Here is a 17,118-nt window from a genome sequence, read left to right on the forward strand (position 1 = left end):
TGTGCGGAAGGTATGCAATTGAGACGTGCCAAGATCGTCGCCACCCTGGGGCCCGCGACGTCGACACGCGAGAAGGTCCGTGAGCTGATCGAGGCGGGCGTCGATGTCGCCCGCCTCAACCTCAGCCACGGCGACTACTCGGTGCACGACGCCAACTACGAGAACGTGCGCGGCGCGGCCGAGGAGGTCGGAAAGCCCGTCGCCGTGCTCGTCGACCTCCAGGGTCCGAAGATCCGTCTCGGCAAGTTCGCCGACGGGCCGCACTACCTGGCCGAGGGCGACATCTTCACCATCACGATCGACGAGGTCGAGGGCACGAAGGAGCTCTGCGGCACGACCTACAAGGGGCTGCCGCAGGATGTGAAGCCCGGGGACTACCTGCTCATCGACGACGGCAAGGTGCGCCTGCAGGTCGTCGAGGCGGATGAGCGCACCGTCACGACGAAGACGATCGTCGCGGGCACCGTGTCGAACAACAAGGGCATCAACATCCCGAGCGCGGCCGTCAACGTGCCGGCGCTCAGCGAGAAGGACGAGCAGGATCTGCGGTGGGCGCTGCGCAAGGGCGCCGACATCATCGCGCTCTCGTTCGTGCGCAACGCCAAGGACGTCCAGCGCGCCCACGTCATCATGGCGGAGGAGGGGCGCCGCGTCCCGATCATCGCCAAGATCGAGAAGCCGCAGGCCGTCGAGGCCCTGGCCGACATCGTCGACGCGTTCGACGGCATCATGGTCGCGCGCGGCGACCTCGGCGTCGAGCTGCCCCTCGAGGCCGTGCCGATCGTGCAGAAGAAGGCCGTCGAGCTGGCGCGCCGCATGGCGAAGCCGGTCATCGTCGCCACCCAGATGCTCGAGTCGATGATCTCGAACCCCGTTCCGACCCGCGCCGAGACGAGCGATGTCGCCAACGCCGTGCTCGACGGCGCCGACGCCGTGATGCTGTCGGGCGAGACCAGCGTGGGCGAGTACCCGGTGGTCACGGTCGCGACCATGGCGCGCATCATCGAGTCGACCGAGGACCACGGTCTCGAGCGCATCCCGCCGCTGACCACGAAGCCGCGTACGCAGGGCGGCGCGATCACGCTCGCCGCGGTCGAGGTCGCCGACTTCGTGGAGGCGAAGTTCCTCTGCGTGTTCACGCAGTCGGGCGACTCGGCGCGACGCATGTCCCGCCTGCGCTCGCATCGACCGATGCTCGCGTTCACCCCCGAGCCTGCGATCCAGCGCCGCATGGCGCTCACGTGGGGTGTGCACTCCACGCTCGTCGAGATGGTCGAGCACACCGATGCCATGTTCCACCAGGTCGACGAATACCTGCTCGAGAACGGTCTGGCGCAGATCGGCGACAAGGTGGTCGTGATCTCCGGCTCGCCCCCCGGGATCGTCGGGTCGACCAACGACCTGCGCGTCCACAAGGTCGGCGACGCCGTGCAGGGCGCCGCGCCGATCTACCAGGAGAAGTAGCAGCGGTCCTTCGGTGCCGCCTCGCACGGGTCCGCCCGTGCGAGGCGGTATCGTCGTTCCGGGCCGGTGTGGCGGAATGGCAGACGCGGCGCACTCAAAATGCGCTGTCCGCAAGGGCGTGTGGGTTCGAGTCCCACCACCGGCACGATCGAGAGCAGCAGCGGAGCGCGCCGCCGTGGCGCGGAGCATCCGCAGGATGACGAACTAGGATGGACTGGTGAGCGAAGAGCAGACCGGGCAGGCGCCCGCGGCCCCCCGTCGAGTGGTGGTGGCCGAGGACGAGTCCCTCATCCGCCTCGACATCGTCGAGATCCTCCGTGACAACGGCTTCGATGTGGTCGGAGAGGCCGGCGACGGCGAGACCGCCGTTCAGCTGGCCACCGAGCTGCGTCCGGATCTGGTGATCATGGACGTCAAGATGCCGCAGCTCGACGGCATCAGCGCCGCCGAGCGGCTCAGCAAGAACCACATCGCCCCCGTGGTGCTCCTCACGGCGTTCAGCCAGAAGGAGCTCGTGGAGCGCGCGAGCGAGGCCGGCGCACTGGCGTACGTGGTCAAGCCGTTCACGCCGAACGACCTGCTTCCGGCGATCGAGATCGCCCTGGCCCGCTACGAGCAGATCATCACGCTCGAGGCCGAGGTGGCCGACATGGTCGAGCGCTTCGAGACACGCAAGCTCGTCGACCGCGCCAAGGGGCTGCTGAACGAGAAGATGGGCCTGTCGGAGCCCGAGGCGTTCCGCTGGATCCAGAAGGCGTCGATGGACCGCCGCCTGACGATGCAGGACGTCGCCAAGGCGATCATCGAGCAGCTCTCGCCCAAGAAGGCGTAAGCACCGCAGACGCCGACAGGGGGCGGGCCGGATCATCCGGCCCGCCCCCTGTCGCTCGTCAGGACCAGGTCGCGCCCGGGGCGTCCTTGATGAGGTTGGTGATGCGGACGGTCGAGCACCGACGCCCGCTCTCGTCGACGATCGCGATCTCGTGGACGGTGGTCGAGCGCCCCAGGTGGATCGCGGTGCACGTGGCCGTGACGTGGCCCGCACGTGCCGACGACGTGTGAGTCGCGTTGATGTCCAGGCCCACCGCGAGCCGGCCAGGACCGGCGTGGTAGTTCGCGGCCATCGACCCCATGGACTCGCCGAGCACGACGTACGCACCGCCATGCATGAGCCCGACGGGCTGAGTGTTGCCCTCCACGGGCATGGTGGCGACGGAGTGCGCGGCGCTGAACTCGGTGAACTGCACGCCCATGCGCTCGGCGAGCACGCCGATGCCGCGTCGCTGCAGCCACTCGAGCCCGGGGGAGAGGTCGGACATCGGGCTCCTGAACGGGAAGCCTGCCCGCCGTTCGGCGTCGGTGGCGCTCGTTAGGCTGGCAGGGTGACGGACTCCCAAAAGCCTACCCTCCTGGTCGTCGACGGCCATTCGCTCGCGTACCGCGCGTTCTACGCGCTCCCGGTCGAGAACTTCACGACCAAGGACGGGCAGCACACGAATGGCATCTACGGATTCCTGTCGATGTTCGTCAACCTGCTGAAGGCCGAGAAGCCCACGCACCTGGCGGTGGCCTTCGACACGTCCCGCGAGTCCTTCCGCACGCGGGAGTACACCGAGTACAAGGCGAACCGCTCCGAGACGCCGAGCGAGTTCAAGGGCCAGATCCCGCTGCTGCAGGAGTGTCTGGCCGCGATGGGCGTGACCGTGCTCTCCAAGCCCGACTTCGAGGCAGACGACATCCTGGCCACGCTCGCCACGCGCGGCGCGGCGGAGGGCTACCAGGTGCTGGTGTGCTCGGGCGACCGCGACACCATCCAGCTCGTGAACGACGACATCACGCTGCTGTACCCCTCCGTGCAGGGCGTCTCGCAGCTCAAACGCTACGACCCGGCCGCGGTGGTCGAGAAGTACGGGCTCGCCCCAGAGATGTACCCCGACATCGCGGCGCTGGTCGGTGAGACCAGCGACAACCTGCCCGGCGTGCCGAAGGTCGGCGAGAAGACCGCGGTCAAGTGGCTGAACCAGTTCGGCTCGCTCGACGCCCTGCTCGAGGGAGCCGACACGATCAAGGGCGTCGTGGGCGGCAACCTCCGCGAGCACATCGAGGACGTGCGCCGCAACCGGCGCCTCAACCGGCTTCTGCGCGACGTCGAGCTGCCCGTGACCCCGGCCGATCTCGCGGTGAAGCCGCTCGACGCGCAGGCGGTTCGCGACGTCTTCGCGCGACTCGAGTTCCGCACGCTGCTGCCGCGCGTCTTCGAGGCCGCGGGGGCCGTCGATGACGAGCCGCAGGCGGCCTCCGAGCCCGCGCCGGTGCCGCGCGATCTGCCCGCGGATGAGCTCGCCGCCTGGGTCGCCGCCGCCGAGGGCGAGGTCGGCCTGACGGTGACCGTGCAGGGCGGCCTGCCCGACCGCATCGGCCTGTCGGCCGGCGGTCAGGCCGTGGAAGCCACCTGGTCCGAGGAACTCGCCGCCGCTCTCGCTCCGTGGCTCGGCTCCGAGGCGCCCAAGGTGCTGGCGGACGCCAAACCCCAGGTGAAGGCGCTCGGCCGGGCGGGTCTCGTCGTGCGCGGAGTCGTGTTCGACGCTCTGCTGGCCGGATGGCTGCTGCGCCCCAGCCTCCCGGACCGCACACTCGCCCACCTCGTCGAGCGCTACCTGGGCGAGAAGCTGCCGGAGGCCGATCCATCGCAGCTGGTCCCGGAGACCGAGGGCGCGACCCCCGGGCAGCTCTCCTGGTTCACGCAGCGCGTCGCTGCCGGCCTGCGCGACGAGATGCCGCACGCCGTGCAGTCCGTGTTGACCGACATCGAGCTGCCCACCCTCGTGGCCCTCGCCGACATGGAGCTCGCGGGTGTCGCGGTGTCCCACGAGAAGCTGTCGGGATTCTCCGGCGAGCTCGGCGCCCGCGCCGAGACGCTGGCGCAGGAGGCCTATGCGGCGATCGGGCACGAGGTGAACCTCGGCTCGCCCAAGCAGCTGCAGGAAGTGCTGTTCGAGGAGCTGCAGCTCCCCAAGACCCGCAAGACGAAGACGGGCTACACGACCGACGCGGCCGCCCTCGCCGATCTGCAGGAGAAGGCGCACCACCCGTTCCTCGACGTGCTGCTGCAGCATCGCGAGGCGACCAAGCTGAAGCAGATCATCGACGGGCTCGACGCGGCCATCGGGTCCGATGGCCGCGTGCACACCACCTACGTGCAGACGGGCAGCCAGACCGGCCGCCTCTCCAGTACCGACCCGAACCTGCAGAACATCCCTGTTCGCACCGCGGAGTCTCGCCGCATCCGAGCGGCGTTCGAGGTCGGAGACGGGTACGAGGCTCTGCTCACCGCCGACTACTCCCAGATCGAGATGCGCATCATGGCCCATCTGTCGGGAGACCCCGGCCTCATCGAGGCGTTCAACACAGGCGAGGATCTGCACCGGTTCGTCGGCGCACGGGTCTTCGGGGTGGCACCCGAGGACGTCACGCCCGCGATGCGCACCAAGGTCAAGGCGATGTCGTACGGCCTGGTCTACGGCCTCTCAGCCTTCGGCCTGTCGAAGCAGCTGCGTATCGAGCAGTCGGAGGCCAAGACGCTCATGCTCGAGTACTTCGCGCGATTCGGCGCGGTTCGCGATTATCTGCGGTCGTCCGTCGAGCAGGCCCGGGTCGATGGCTACACCGAGACCATCTTCGGTCGACGTCGTCCGTTCCCCGACCTCACGAGCCCCAACCGGGTCCTGCGCGAGAACGCGGAGCGCGCGGCGCTCAACGCGCCCATCCAGGGCAGCGCGGCAGACATCATGAAGATCGCCCTGTTCCGCATCCATGAGGATCTGCGTGGCATGGGCTCGCGGGTGCTCCTGCAGATCCACGACGAGCTCGTGGTCGAGGTGGCGCCGGGCGAGTGGGATGACGTGGAGCGCATCGTGCGCGACCGCATGGGCGGTGCCGCCGAGCTCACCGTGCCGCTCGACGTGCAGGTCGGCCGAGGCGCGGACTGGAACGAGGCCGCGCACTGAGCGCGGCGCCACACGAGAGGGAACCCACCCGATGACCGAGCAGCACAGCACCGAGCAGCAGAGCACCGAGCAGCAGAGCACCGAGCAGCAGAGCACGGGGCGCACGCCCACCGCTGTCGACGAGATCGCGGAGGCGTGGGTCGACGAGCTCGTCGAGCTGTCGCCGATCGCCGCGACGTACATCGGCCGCAGCGAGGCGAACGACCGCTATGACGATTTCAGCCTCGAGGGGCACGACCGCGCCGTCGAAGCGGCACGCCGCACGCTCGCCGCGCTGCGACAGGCGACCCCCGAGGACGATGTCGACCGTGTGACGCAGGCCGACCTGAGCGCCGAGCTGGAGCTCGCCGGCGAGCTGCACGACGCGGAGTGGCACCTGCGCGATCTCAACGTCATCGCGAGCGCAGCGCAGGACGTGCGCCAGGTGTTCGACCTCATGCCGACCGACTCAGCCGACGACTGGGCGATGATCGCCCGTCGTCTCGCGGCCGTTCCCGCCGCGCTCGACGGCTATGTCGAGACTCTGGGGGAGGGTATCCGACGGGGCGTCGTGCCGAGCCTGCGCCAGGTGCGCGAGGTGGCGGCCCAAATTCCGCGCTACACCGCCGAGGGCGGCTTCTTCACGGCGCTGATCGCGGGCGCTGTGGAAGAGGGGCGGCCGGTGCCCGAGTCGCTGCACTCGGACCTGGAGCACTCCGCCACCGCGGCGCGCGAGGCCTACGACGCCCTCGCGCGCTTCCTCACCGAGACCCTCGCTCCCGCGGCTCGGGCCGAGGACGGCGTGGGCCGCGAGCTGTACGCGCTGCACTCCCGCCGATTCCTGGGCGCGGCGATCGACCTCGACGAGACATACGAGTGGGGCATCGAAGAGCTCGCGAGAATGACGGCGGAGCAGGAGGCGATCGCGCGCGAGATCCTTCCCGGCGCCACGGTCGAAGAGGCGGTGGCGTATCTGGAGTCCGATCCGGCCCGCAAGCTGGTGGGCACCGACGCTCTGCGCGAATGGATGCAGGCGACGAGCGACCGGGCCGTCGCCGAGCTGGGACGCACCCACTTCGACATCCCGGAGCCGGTGCGACGGCTGGAGTGCATGATCGCCCCGACACAGGAAGGCGGCATCTATTACACCGGGCCGACGGACGACTTCTCACGCCCCGGTCGGATGTGGTGGTCGGTTCCGGAGGGCGTCACGGAGTTCGACACCTGGCGTGAGCTGACCACGGTGTACCACGAGGGCGTGCCGGGCCATCACCTGCAGATCGGCCAGGCCGTCTACAACCGCGCGCAGCTGAACTCCTGGCGTCGCCTTCTCGCCGGCACTTCGGGCCACGCCGAGGGCTGGGCCCTGTACGCCGAGCGGCTGATGGAGCAGCTCGGCTATCTGGACGACCCCGCCGATCGCCTGGGCATGCTCGACGGCCAGCGGATGCGCGCGGCCCGCGTGGTGCTCGACATCGGTGTGCACCTGGGCAAGCCACGCCCCGACGGCACGGGCGTGTGGGACGCCGACTACGCGCTCGACTTCATGCGGGCCAACGTCAACATGTCGGACGAGTTCGTGCGCTTCGAGGTCAACCGGTACCTCGGGTGGCCGGGGCAGGCACCGTCGTACAAGGTCGGCCAGCGTCTGTGGGAGCAGGTGCGGGACGCGTACCGCGCGGCGCAGGGCGGAGCCTTCTCGATGAAGGAGTTCCACAAGCGGGCGCTCGACCTCGGCGGCATCGGTCTCGAAACGCTGCGGACGGCGCTCGTCGGCTGAGCCCCGGGAATAGCCGGATCCGGACGCGAGTTCCATGCGAGTGAATACGAAAGGACCACCCCATGGAGATCGAGCTCGGCCTGGACACGTTCGGTGACGTCACCCGCGGTCCCGACGGACACAAGCTCAGCGACGCACAGAGCATCCGCAACATCATCGAACAGGCCAGGCTGGCCGACGAGGTCGGCCTGCAGTTCTTCGGGGTGGGAGAACATCACCGGCACGAGTTCGCCGTGTCGAGCCCCGAGATCGTGCTCGCGGCGATCGCCTCGGTGACGCGCGACATCCGGCTGGGCACCGCGGTCACGGTGCTGTCCAGCGACGATCCCGTGCGGGTCTACGAACGGTTCGCGACGCTCGACGCGGTCTCGCACGGCCGCGCCGAGGTCATCCTGGGACGCGGCTCGTTCATCGAGTCGTTCCCCCTGTTCGGCTACGACCTTCGCGACTACGAGGCGCTGTTCGAGGAGAAGCTCGACCTCTTCGTGAAGCTGATGGCCGAGCGGCCGGTCAGCTGGCAGGGCACGATGCGACCCGCGCTGGAGAATGCCGACGTGTTCCCGAAGACCGAGAACGGCTTGCGCGCCTGGGTCGGCGTGGGCGGGTCGCCCGAGTCGGTCGTGCGCACGGCGCGCCACGGTCTGGGGCTGATGCTCGCGATCATCGGGGGCTCGCCGGCGCGGTTCCGGCCGTACGTCGACCTGTTCCACCGCTCGCTCGCGTCGTTCGAGAGGCCGGAGGCTCCGGTCGGCGTGCACTCGCCGGGCCACATCGCCGAGAGCGATGAGCAGGCATGGGATGAGCTCTACCCTGAGATGGCCGCGATGCACGAGAAGATCGGCCGCGAGCGTGGATGGCACGGCGGCTACAACCGCCTCCAGTTCCAGAACGAGGTGGGCCCCGAGGGCGCCGTGTTCGCCGGATCGCCGGAGCGGGTGGCGAGGAAGATCGCGGACACTGTCCGCACCCTCGGCCTCAGCCGATTCGACCTGAAGTTCGCCAACGGCGGTCTCGAGCACGACAAGCTCCTGAAGAGCATCGAGCTCTACGGCACGAAGGTCGCACCCCGCGTGCGGGAGCTGCTCGCAGACGACGACATGCGGCATTAAAAGGTCGCTTCGACCATTAGGCTGGCGGGATGACCGCGCCGTCCGCTCGCCTCGACTCCCTGCCGTTCACGCGCAAGCACCTGCGCCTGCTCACGGGCTCCGGGGTGGGGTGGGCTCTCGACGCCATGGACGTCGGTCTGATCTCCTTCATCATCGCGGCGCTGGGCGCCCAGTGGGGACTCTCCGCCGGCGAGAAGGGCTGGATCACGTCGGTCGGCTTCATCGGGATGGCGGTCGGCGCGAGCGTGGGCGGCCTGCTGGCCGACCGACTCGGCCGGCGCCAGGTGTTCGCACTGACGCTGCTCGTCTACGGCGTCGCGACCGGTGCCAGTGCACTCGTCGGGGGAGTGGCGGCTCTGCTGATCCTGCGCTTCTTCGTCGGCCTGGGCCTCGGGTCCGAGCTTCCGGTCGCCTCGACGTACGTCAGCGAGTTCGCGCCGGCGCGCATCCGCGGCCGCCTGGTCGTCGTGCTCGAGGCGTTCTGGGCGGTCGGCTGGACCGCGTCGGCCGTGATCGGGTATCTCGTCGTTCCGCTCGAGGACGGCTGGCGCTGGGCGTTCGCACTCGGGGCGATTCCGGCGGTCTACGCGCTGGTGGTGCGGTGGGGCCTGCCCGAGTCGCCGCGCTTCCTCGAGAGCCGCGGCCGCATCGCGGAGTCGGATGCGATCGTGCGTCAGTTCGAGGCGTCCGCAGGCCGAGTCGCGCCCCGTCCCGCGGAGACCGCGGCGGCGCCACAGCCCTCCGAGGCGGAGATCGCGCCGCGCGGCATCGACGCCGTGGCGGCGCTGTGGCGCCGCCCGTTGCGCGCGCGCACCGGTGCCCTGTGGCTCGTGTGGTTCTGCGTGAACTTCTCCTACTACGGCGCGTTCATCTGGATCCCGTCGATCCTCGTCGAGCAGGGCTTCGATCTCGTGCGGTCGTTCGGTTTCACGCTCATCATCACGCTGGCGCAGCTGCCGGGCTATGCCGTCGCCGCGTGGCTGATCGAGGTGTGGGGTCGTCGTGCGACGCTTGCGACGTTCCTCGTGGGTTCGGCCGCGGCCGCGCTGCTCTTCGGCGGGTCGACCGAGGTGTGGCAGATCATCGCCTCCGGGATGGCACTGTCGTTCTTCAACCTCGGCGCCTGGGGCGCGCTCTACGCCGTCAGCCCCGAGCTGTATCCCACGTCGATGCGTGCGACGGGCGCCGGCTGGGCCGCCGCGGTGGGCCGGCTCGCGTCCATCGTCGCGCCGCTGTTCGTGCCGTGGGCGATGGGCGTCGGTGGCGCGCCTGTGCTGTTCGTGGTCTTCTCGGTCTTCTTCGCCATCGCGGCGGTCGGTGTCATTCCACTGGCCGATCGCAGGGGCGCCTCGCTCGAGGAACGCCTGCCCCTGGCGTGATCGGGCGCGAGCCCCGGTGGCGGCGCGAGACATAGACTGACGCGGTGTCTGACGTGCGATACGTGGCCATCGGCGACTCCTTCAGCGAGGGCGTCGGTGACGAGCTGCCGGATGCGTCGGGCGCCCCGACCGCGGTGCGAGGCTGGGCCGACCTCGTCGCGCAGGGGTGGGCTGATGCCCTCGGCCGGCCGATCGAGTACGCCAATCTGGCGATCCGCGGCAAGCTGGCATGGCCGATCGTGCGGGAGCAACTCGAGCCCGCGCTCGCGCTGAAGCCGACCCACCTGTCGTTCAACGGCGGCGGCAACGACCTCCTGCGACCCCGCACGACGATCGAGCACATCGCGGATGCCTTTTCGCACGTGCTGCGCCGTTGCGACGAGGAGGGCGTCCAGCTGCTGCTGCTCTCGGGCGCCGACCCGACACGCGGGCTGCCGCTCGGCGGTCTGGTGCGCCGCCGGGGCGACGCGCTCTCGGCTGCCGTGGAGGCCCGTCTGCGCGATCGCGACGACGTGATCCGCGCTCTCAACTGGCCTGACCGGGAGCTGGCCACGGGCCCGTTCTGGTCGCAGGATCGCCTGCACATGAACACGCGCGGTCACCACCGGGTCGCGGCGCGGGTGCTCACCGCTCTCGGTTTCGAGCCGGATCCGTCGTGGTGGCGGCTCCCGGAGGACGAGCTCGAGGCGCAGCTGCGCGGCATGGCGTACTACCGCACGCACGTCGGCCCGTGGCTGCGCCGCCGGCTCACCCGCCCCTCGTCGGGCGACGGTCGGGCCGCGAAGTTCGCCTCCTGGCAGACGGTGCCGCCTGCCGATGCGGGAATCGCACGAGCCGGCGAGGGGTTGGACACGGCGTGAAGAAGATCGGATTCCTCTCGTTCGGCCACTGGACGCCGCACCCCGAATCGGGCACGCGCAGCGCGGCGGACATGCTGCTGCAGGCCATCGACCTCGCCCAGGCCGTGGAGGACATCGGCGGCGACGGCGCGTACTTCCGGGTGCATCATTTCGCGCGTCAGATGAGCTCGCCATTCCCGCTGCTCGCCGCGATCGGGGCGAGAACCTCGCGCATCGAGCTCGGCACCGGCGTGATCGACATGCGGTACGAGAATCCCATGTACATGGTCGAGGACGCCGCGTCCGCCGACCTGATCTCAGGCGGGCGCCTCCAGCTGGGCATCTCGCGCGGCTCACCCGAACAGGTCATCGACGGGTGGAAGTACTTCGGCTACCAGGCCGCAGAAGACGACGCCGACGGCGCCGCCATGGCGAGAGCCAAGACGGAGCTGTTCCTGCAGCTGCTGGAGGGACGGGGATTCGCCGAGCCCAACCCGCGCCCGATGTTCCCGAACCCACCCGGCCTGCTGCGCCTCGAGCCGCACTCCGACGGCCTCCGGGAGCGCATCTGGTGGGGAGCCGGGTCGAACGCGACCGCCGTGTGGGCCGCACAGCAGGGCATGAACCTGATGAGCTCCACCCTCAAGTGGGACGAGACGGGGGAGCCCTTCCACGTGCAGCAGGCGCAGCAGATCCGACTCTTCCGCGACGAGTGGGCCCGGCACGACTGGGGCTTCGAGCCCCGCGTGTCGATCTCGCGATCGATCGTCGCCATCACCGATCAGCGTGACCGGCGATACTTCCTCGGCGGCGATCGCGAGGATCAGATCGGCTACATCGACGAGAGCACCAGGGCGATCTTCGGCCGCTCCTACACCGCTGAACCGGACGAGCTGATCGAGGAGCTGCGGCGGGATGAGGCGATCGCCGAGTCGGACACTCTACTCATCACGATCCCGAGCCAGCTCGGCGTGGACTACAACACTCACCTGATCGAGTCGATCCTGACCGAGGTGGCGCCCGCCCTCGGCTGGCGCTGAGGACGCATCGCTGAGAGGACCAGCGTGGTCCGACCACGCCCGCGCGCGGTGCCATACTGATCCGCGATGAAGTCGCACGATGTGGTGATGGCCTGGTTCACCGACGAGCTCGCGAGCGGCCGCCTGCAGGTCGGCGACCAGCTCCCGTCCGAGCGTGCGCTCGCCGAGCGCCTGGGACTCTCGCGCAACACGCTGCGCGAAGCCCTCCGCGTGCTCGAAGTCCTCGGCGCGATCGAATCGAGCACCGGCTCCGGGCCACGCGCGGGGACGTTTGTCACCGCCTCGCATGGCCCTGCCATCAGCACGGTCTTCCGCCTGCAGATGGCCACGCGGCAGGTGACACCCGAGGACGTGTTCCGGGTGCGCCTCGCGCTCGAGACACAGGCCGCGGCACAGGCGTCACCGGAGCGCGGTGACTGGGAAGGGGCGGCTGCGCTCCTGACCCGGATGGATGACCCCTCCCTGCCCGTGGCCGAGTTCCTGCGACTCGATGCCGAGTTCCACGTACTCTGCTCCCGCGCGGCGGGCAACACGCTGCTCAGTGTGCTGATGGACGCTCTGCGTCTGGTGATCGCCGACCACACGCTGGAGCGCGCGGCCGCGCTGACCGACTGGAAGGCGGTCGTCGCAGGTCTGCAGCGCGAGCACCGCGCGCTGCTGGACGCGCTGCGGGAGGGGCGGGGGGCGGACGCCGCCGCGCACCTCGAACGGCACATCCGGGGGTACTACGGCATCACGGCGGAGGCGGGGGCAGTCTGACCGTCCGGCGCAAGCCGCGTTGACGCCACCGCGCGATGCAGATATCTTTCTGTGGTTCAACCACATCGATTCGTGGTTCATCACGCCCTCCTGGATCGGAAGCCGAGGGCGGATCTCGAAGAGGAGTCCACACTTGACCACCACGACCACTGCGGCGCCGCCCACCGAGAAGCTGAACTGGAAGGTGCTGATCGGCAGCCTCTCCGGCAGCGTGATCGAGTGGTTCGATTTCCTCGTCTACGGCACGGTCGCCTCGCTCGTGTTCAACCACACGTTCTTCGTGACGGACGACGAGTTCCTCTCGATGATGTTCTCGATGGCGTCGTTCGCGCTGACGTTCTTCTTCCGCCCCGTGGGCGGCATCATCTTCGCCCACATCGGCGACCGCATCGGACGCAAGAAGACGCTCTTCATCACGCTCATGCTCATGGGCGGCGGCACCGTGCTGATCGGACTCACGCCCGACTACGCGACCATCGGCCTGTGGGCTCCCATCCTGCTGATCGTCTTCCGCATCATGCAGGGCATCGGCATCGGCGGCGAGTGGGGTGGCGCGCTGCTGCTGTCGTACGAATACGCGCCGAAGAACCGCCGCGGCTTGTACGGCGCCGTGCCGCAGATGGGCATCTCGATCGGCCTCGCACTGGCGTCGGGCGTGGTCGCGCTCCTGTCGCTCATGCCCGACGACCAGTTCATGGCCTGGGGATGGCGCATCCCCTTCGTCGCGAGCCTCGTGCTGCTGATCATCGGCGTGTGGATCCGTTCGAGTCTCGACGAGACCCCGGACTTCAAGAAGGTGCAGCAGTCGGGTGCGGTCGTCCGCCTGCCCATCGCCGAGGTGTTCACCAAGCACTGGCGCGCTGTGCTCGTCTCGATCGGCGCCAAGGCCACCGAGACCGGGCCGTTCTACATCTTCGGCACCTATGTGATCGCCTACGCGACCGGCCTCGGCGTCGAGAACAACATCGTGCTGACCGCCGTCGCGGTGGCCGCCGTCATCGCGACGATCTGGATGCCGATCTTCGGACGCATCTCCGACTCGGTGCCGCGCGCGCTGCTCTACCGCGCCGTCGCGATCATCACCATCGTCTATGCCTTCCCGTACTACCTGATCCTCAACGTGGGCGAGGCGTGGGCCGTCTTCGTGGCGACCGCGATCGGCTTCGGTCTGCTGTGGGGAAGCGTGAACGCGATCCTCGGCACGCTCATCGCCGAGAGCTTCAGCCCCGAGATCCGCTACTCGGGCGCGACGCTCGGCTACCAGCTCGGCGCGGCCGTGTTCGGTGGCACCGCGCCGCTGATCGCCACGGCGCTCAAGGAGTCCAGCGGCGGCGAGTGGTGGCCGATCTCGGTCTATGTCGTCGTCTGCGCAGTGCTGGGCCTGGTCGCCTCGTTCTTCGTGACGCGCGTGGCGCACCGCGAGGGCTGAGCCTCGCGGTCTCCCGTGGCCCCGGCGTCTTCAGAGACGCCGGGGCCACGGTGTCCGCGGCGACATCAGTCACCGCCGCCGCCGCCGCGGTAGGCGACCATCCAGCTCGGCTCGATGCGATACATCCGGATGTCGTCGCCCCATGTGATCGGGTCGGATCCGTAGTGCGCCGCCCAGTGCGCGATCGTCGCGGGCCAGGACGCGTCGTCCGGGGTGAGACGCTCGGCCCGGCCGTGGCAGAACACGCCGAGCCGCTCTCCGTCGACGTGCGCCGCGCTGACGGACGGCCGCGCCGCGAGGTGCCTGGCCTTCGCCGATCGTCCGTCCGTGCCGAAGGTCCAGCGTCCATGCAGGAAGTGCCCGTCGACGGCACTCACGCGCGGCTCGCCTCTCGCGGTGACCGTCGCGAGGCTCAGGACCTTCATGCCCTCGAGCGCCGCGGTCATCCGCTCCGCGTCCATCCGATGGTCCCCGCTCACGATCTGCCGCAGGTGCGCGGTTCCGCGCGCGTGCGACCTCTCCAGCAGCCCCTGCAGTGCCTCGAGCTCATCGCGACTCTCGTACATGCCCGCGAACGTACCCCGAGCCTCGGACATCGGCTCCGGCGCACCCCGAAGCGGCGATGACCGCGCCGACTCCGGGCCGGAACGGGCAGGATGGAGAGATGCCGGACATCGAGCTCGCACGGATCCCGGCCGGATCGCTGATGCTGCAGGCGGCACGCGGTCAGGGGCGCCGCACGGTCGCGCTCGACTCGTTCGAGATCGCCGTCTTCCCGATCACGCAGGAGCAGATGGCCGAGCTGCTGGGTGAGGGGGAGGAGCATCCGCACCCCCGGCGCCCCGCCACGCACGTGAGCTGGCAGCGGGCCATCCGGTTCTGCAACGCGGCCTCGGAATGGGAGGGATTCGAGCCGGTGTACTCGTTCGACGGCGAGGACATCACCTGGCACCTCGACGCGGACGGATACCGTCTGCCGACCGAGGCGGAATGGGAGTACGCCTGCCGGGCGGGCTCGAAGGGGCCGCACTACGGGCTCCTCAGGGACGTCGCTTGGACGGCCGCCGACGGTCTGCGCGCACCTCGCGACGTGGGCGGCAAGATGCCCAATCTGTACGGACTGTTCGACACCCTCGGCAATGTATGGGAGTGGTGCTGGGATCTGCTGGATCCGGCCGTCTACGGCGACGCGCGCGTGATCCGTGGGGGCTCGTTCGCCGACGGCCCCTCTGCGGTGAACGCGACGACGCGACGCGGCGAGCGGCCCCGCGCGGCTCACGGCGACCTGGGCTTCCGGGTCGCGCGCGGTGCGTTCGATGCGAACGACGTCGCCCAGGGCTGGTCCGCCGCAGCCGACGAAGAGCGCTCGCTCGAAGCCTGAGTGGACATGTCGGCGGTGCGGCGTACGGTGTCTGCATGCTGACCGTGGGCTCCATCGTCATCCGGGTGCATGACATCGCCGCCCAGGTGCGGTTCTGGACCCAGGCCCTCGACTACGCGGTGAGGGAGCCCATGGAGGAGGACTTCGTCGTCCTGCGACCGCGCGAAGGCATCGGGCCCAGCGTCTCGCTCGACACGATGCGGTCGCAACGAGCGCTGCCGCCGCGCATCCACCTGGATCTCTACGCCGACGATCAGGCCGCAGAGGTGGAACGCCTGATCCGGCTCGGCGCCACCGAGGTGCACTGGGGTGGCAGGCCCGCGGATGCCGACTACGTGATCCTCGAGGATCCCGAGGGCAATCGCTTCTGCGTGATCGACGCGCCGGCGTGGGAGGGGTGGTCCCAGCCCGCGCGCGCGAGGTCGGACTCCGGCGCGCCTGCATCCCGGCAGCCGGATCCCGGCGTCTGATGCACGATGCCTGGCTCAGCCTTCGCGGCGCTCGGCCATCGCGGCGACCTCGGCGATGACGCGTGGGTGGGCGAGCACGCGGAAGTGCCCGCCCGTGTCGAGCATCACGTTATGCGCCCCCTCAAGCGCGCTCCCGCCCGGGATATGGGGGTCGAAGCGCCCGTAGATCGAGACGATGCGTGCGTTGATGGCGGTCTCGCGGGCGAGCGCCATGATCGTCGCATTGCGCGGCGAGAAGACGCGCAGCGTCGGCGACAGCATCAGCGAGGCGTAGCGCGACCCGCCGAACGGCGCGGCCACCGCGACCATGCCTCGAACGCGACTCATGCCCTCTCCGAACGCCATGACGTGTTTGCCGATCAGCCCTCCCTTGCTGTGCGCGACCAGGATGACGTCGCGCAGACCGTGGCGCACGAGATGCGCTGTCACCAGGGCAGCGGCGCGTTCGACCGGGATGCGGTTGTCGCGCAGCGGGTCGACCACGTGCACCGGGTGGCCGCGATCGTGCAGCGCGACGGCGAGCGGCTGCAGGAACCGCCAGGTCTCGTAGACGCCGGGGACGATCACGATGGGCACGCCCTCGCCGCTGCGCAGCCCCGCGGGATCGGTGCGATCGACGAAGGCACGAGCCTGCCACGCCGCGGCATAGGCGTAGTCGCGGATCCACCAACCCGCCGTGCGGAAGAGGCCCATCACGCCGCCCCGTCCCGCACGAAGCGCACGATCTCCTCGGCCACGCGGTGCGGCGCGGTGTGCTGCACGAGATGCGGGTGTCCCGCTACCTCGACGAGGCGCGAGCCGGGGGCGCGAGCGACCAGCCGCTCGCACCAGTCACGGCCGGCGATCGGGTCTCGCCCACCCCGGAGGATCATCAGGCGCTCGCTCACCGCCCCCACGCGCTTCTCGATGGGGTACGCGAGCATGTGCCGAAGCTGGCTGCTGTACCAGGCCGGCCCGCACCGCAGATACTCCGTGAGCACGCGCGCATTCGCCGACGGCGGCTCTCGCACGGTGTCCGCCGCCAGGGCCATCGCCTGCGCGCCCGATGATCGGCGCTCGTCGTCGACGACGGGACCGATCGCGACGACGTGCGAGACGACGTCGGCCCGAAGGGCACCCAGCTCCACCACCCACTGCGTGCCCATCGAGTCCCCGACAGCAACGACGTCACGGGCGCCGATCCGGTCGAGCACGTCAGCGATCAGACGCGCCATGGCGGGCACATCGGGAGAGTGCCGCGGGCGGGGGAGACCGCCGAATCCCGGCAGGTCCAGCGTGTGCACGGTGTGCCGCTTCGCCAGAACGCCGTGCAGGCGCGAGAAGAGGCGGTGCGAGATGCCGAGACCGTGAACCAACACGTACTGATGAGAACTCGCGGCCCGTTCGGAGGAGAAGACCCGGATCATCTGACCATCGAGATCGAACAGGCGCTCCGTGGGCATGCCTACATTCTGGGGGAGCGGAGCAGAAGTCGTTCCGGGC

Annotated in this window: 16 protein-coding genes and 1 tRNA gene; 13 read left to right on the forward strand and 4 right to left on the reverse strand. The window is 69.6% G+C overall.

What is annotated here, in order from left to right; translation table 11 throughout:
• The first annotated feature begins 18 nt into the window (after positions 1 to 18).
• The 3 genes from pyk to ABTW64_RS00595 all read left to right on the forward strand — a co-directional run bounded on the left by pyk (position 19) and on the right by ABTW64_RS00595 (position 2,296).
• Positions 19 to 1,464, forward strand: coding sequence for a pyruvate kinase (gene pyk, locus ABTW64_RS00585; RefSeq protein WP_350618113.1), 1,446 nt, complete (start codon positions 19 to 21; stop codon positions 1,462 to 1,464).
• Between the two features lie 62 nt (positions 1,465 to 1,526).
• Positions 1,527 to 1,609: transfer RNA gene (locus ABTW64_RS00590), tRNA-Leu, on the forward strand.
• Between the two features lie 69 nt (positions 1,610 to 1,678).
• Complete coding sequence (locus tag ABTW64_RS00595; RefSeq protein ID WP_502892288.1) at positions 1,679 to 2,296, forward strand: ANTAR domain-containing response regulator; 618 nt, start codon at positions 1,679 to 1,681, stop codon at positions 2,294 to 2,296.
• A 58-nt stretch (positions 2,297 to 2,354) separates the two neighbouring features.
• Here ABTW64_RS00595 and ABTW64_RS00600 read toward each other — a convergent pair whose 3' ends face one another.
• A complete protein-coding gene (locus ABTW64_RS00600) occupies positions 2,355 to 2,783 on the reverse strand; it encodes a PaaI family thioesterase (RefSeq protein WP_350618117.1) in 429 nt (142 codons plus the stop codon).
• Between the two features lie 63 nt (positions 2,784 to 2,846).
• On the opposite strand from ABTW64_RS00600, the gene polA reads away from it, so the two are divergent.
• From polA to ABTW64_RS00640, 8 genes are all read left to right on the forward strand, one after another.
• Positions 2,847 to 5,471 (forward strand): DNA polymerase I, encoded by a 2,625-nt coding sequence (polA, locus tag ABTW64_RS00605; protein WP_350618119.1) that lies wholly within the window; start codon positions 2,847 to 2,849, stop codon positions 5,469 to 5,471.
• A 31-nt stretch (positions 5,472 to 5,502) separates the two neighbouring features.
• Positions 5,503 to 7,230, forward strand: coding sequence for a DUF885 domain-containing protein (locus tag ABTW64_RS00610; RefSeq protein WP_350618121.1), 1,728 nt, complete (start codon positions 5,503 to 5,505; stop codon positions 7,228 to 7,230).
• Between the two features lie 62 nt (positions 7,231 to 7,292).
• Entirely contained in the window at positions 7,293 to 8,339 is a 1,047-nt protein-coding gene (locus tag ABTW64_RS00615; protein ID WP_350618123.1) for an LLM class flavin-dependent oxidoreductase, read from the forward strand.
• A gap of 29 nt (positions 8,340 to 8,368) precedes the next feature.
• Entirely contained in the window at positions 8,369 to 9,718 is a 1,350-nt protein-coding gene (locus ABTW64_RS00620; RefSeq protein WP_350618125.1) for an MFS transporter, read from the forward strand.
• Between the two features lie 44 nt (positions 9,719 to 9,762).
• Positions 9,763 to 10,578, forward strand: coding sequence for an SGNH/GDSL hydrolase family protein (locus ABTW64_RS00625; RefSeq protein WP_350618127.1), 816 nt, complete (start codon positions 9,763 to 9,765; stop codon positions 10,576 to 10,578).
• Positions 10,575 to 11,597, forward strand: coding sequence for an LLM class flavin-dependent oxidoreductase (locus ABTW64_RS00630; protein WP_350618129.1), 1,023 nt, complete (start codon positions 10,575 to 10,577; stop codon positions 11,595 to 11,597). Before ABTW64_RS00625 ends, ABTW64_RS00630 begins: the two co-directional genes overlap by 4 nt.
• 66 nt (positions 11,598 to 11,663) lie before the next feature.
• The gene (locus ABTW64_RS00635; protein WP_350618131.1) at positions 11,664 to 12,356 is read left to right on the forward strand and encodes a FadR/GntR family transcriptional regulator; all 693 of its coding nucleotides are present in this window, start codon (positions 11,664 to 11,666) and stop codon (positions 12,354 to 12,356) included.
• Between the two features lie 133 nt (positions 12,357 to 12,489).
• Entirely contained in the window at positions 12,490 to 13,785 is a 1,296-nt protein-coding gene (locus ABTW64_RS00640) for an MFS transporter (protein ID WP_350618133.1), read from the forward strand.
• Between the two features lie 65 nt (positions 13,786 to 13,850).
• On the opposite strand, the gene ABTW64_RS00645 is transcribed toward ABTW64_RS00640, so the two are convergent.
• On the reverse strand, positions 13,851 to 14,351 hold the full coding sequence (locus tag ABTW64_RS00645) for a pyridoxamine 5'-phosphate oxidase family protein (RefSeq protein WP_350618135.1): 501 nt from the start codon (positions 14,349 to 14,351) through the stop codon (positions 13,851 to 13,853).
• Positions 14,352 to 14,449: 98 nt separating this feature from the next.
• Between ABTW64_RS00645 and ABTW64_RS00650 the strand changes: the two genes are divergently transcribed.
• Both ABTW64_RS00650 and ABTW64_RS00655 read left to right on the forward strand, forming a co-directional pair.
• Positions 14,450 to 15,166 carry a formylglycine-generating enzyme family protein gene (locus ABTW64_RS00650; protein ID WP_350618137.1) on the forward strand — a complete coding sequence of 239 codons (717 nt, stop codon included), beginning with the start codon at positions 14,450 to 14,452 and terminating at the stop codon, positions 15,164 to 15,166.
• Between the two features lie 35 nt (positions 15,167 to 15,201).
• Entirely contained in the window at positions 15,202 to 15,636 is a 435-nt protein-coding gene (locus ABTW64_RS00655) for a VOC family protein (protein ID WP_350618139.1), read from the forward strand.
• Between the two features lie 15 nt (positions 15,637 to 15,651).
• Here the strand turns inward: ABTW64_RS00655 and ABTW64_RS00660 are convergent, their stop codons facing one another.
• The gene (locus tag ABTW64_RS00660) at positions 15,652 to 16,329 is read right to left on the reverse strand and encodes an esterase/lipase family protein (protein WP_350618812.1); all 678 of its coding nucleotides are present in this window, start codon (positions 16,327 to 16,329) and stop codon (positions 15,652 to 15,654) included.
• Positions 16,329 to 17,078, reverse strand: a complete 750-nt coding sequence (locus ABTW64_RS00665) for an alpha/beta fold hydrolase (RefSeq protein ID WP_350618141.1) — start codon at positions 17,076 to 17,078, stop codon at positions 16,329 to 16,331. Before ABTW64_RS00665 ends, ABTW64_RS00660 begins: the two co-directional genes overlap by 1 nt.
• Positions 17,079 to 17,118: the final 40 nt, after the last annotated feature.

This window comes from Microbacterium sp. NPDC096154 (assembly GCF_040302945.1).
GTDB lineage: Bacteria > Actinomycetota > Actinomycetes > Actinomycetales > Microbacteriaceae > Microbacterium.

Bases quoted from the DNA above. Each gene is read 5' to 3' on its own strand.
- ABTW64_RS00645 (WP_350618135.1), bottom strand. From the start codon at position 14,351: ATGTACGAGAGTCGCGATGAGCTCGAGGCACTGCAGGGGCTGCTGGAG.
- ABTW64_RS00610 (WP_350618121.1), top strand. From the start codon at position 5,503: ATGACCGAGCAGCACAGCACCGAGCAGCAGAGCACCGAGCAGCAGAGC.
- ABTW64_RS00615 (WP_350618123.1), top strand. From the start codon at position 7,293: ATGGAGATCGAGCTCGGCCTGGACACGTTCGGTGACGTCACCCGCGGT.
- ABTW64_RS00620 (WP_350618125.1), top strand. From the start codon at position 8,369: ATGACCGCGCCGTCCGCTCGCCTCGACTCCCTGCCGTTCACGCGCAAG.
- ABTW64_RS00655 (WP_350618139.1), top strand. From the start codon at position 15,202: ATGCTGACCGTGGGCTCCATCGTCATCCGGGTGCATGACATCGCCGCC.
- ABTW64_RS00665 (WP_350618141.1), bottom strand. From the start codon at position 17,078: ATGCCCACGGAGCGCCTGTTCGATCTCGATGGTCAGATGATCCGGGTC.
- ABTW64_RS00650 (WP_350618137.1), top strand. From the start codon at position 14,450: ATGCCGGACATCGAGCTCGCACGGATCCCGGCCGGATCGCTGATGCTG.
- ABTW64_RS00600 (WP_350618117.1), bottom strand. From the start codon at position 2,783: ATGTCCGACCTCTCCCCCGGGCTCGAGTGGCTGCAGCGACGCGGCATC.
- ABTW64_RS00635 (WP_350618131.1), top strand. From the start codon at position 11,664: ATGAAGTCGCACGATGTGGTGATGGCCTGGTTCACCGACGAGCTCGCG.
- ABTW64_RS00660 (WP_350618812.1), bottom strand. From the start codon at position 16,329: ATGGGCCTCTTCCGCACGGCGGGTTGGTGGATCCGCGACTACGCCTAT.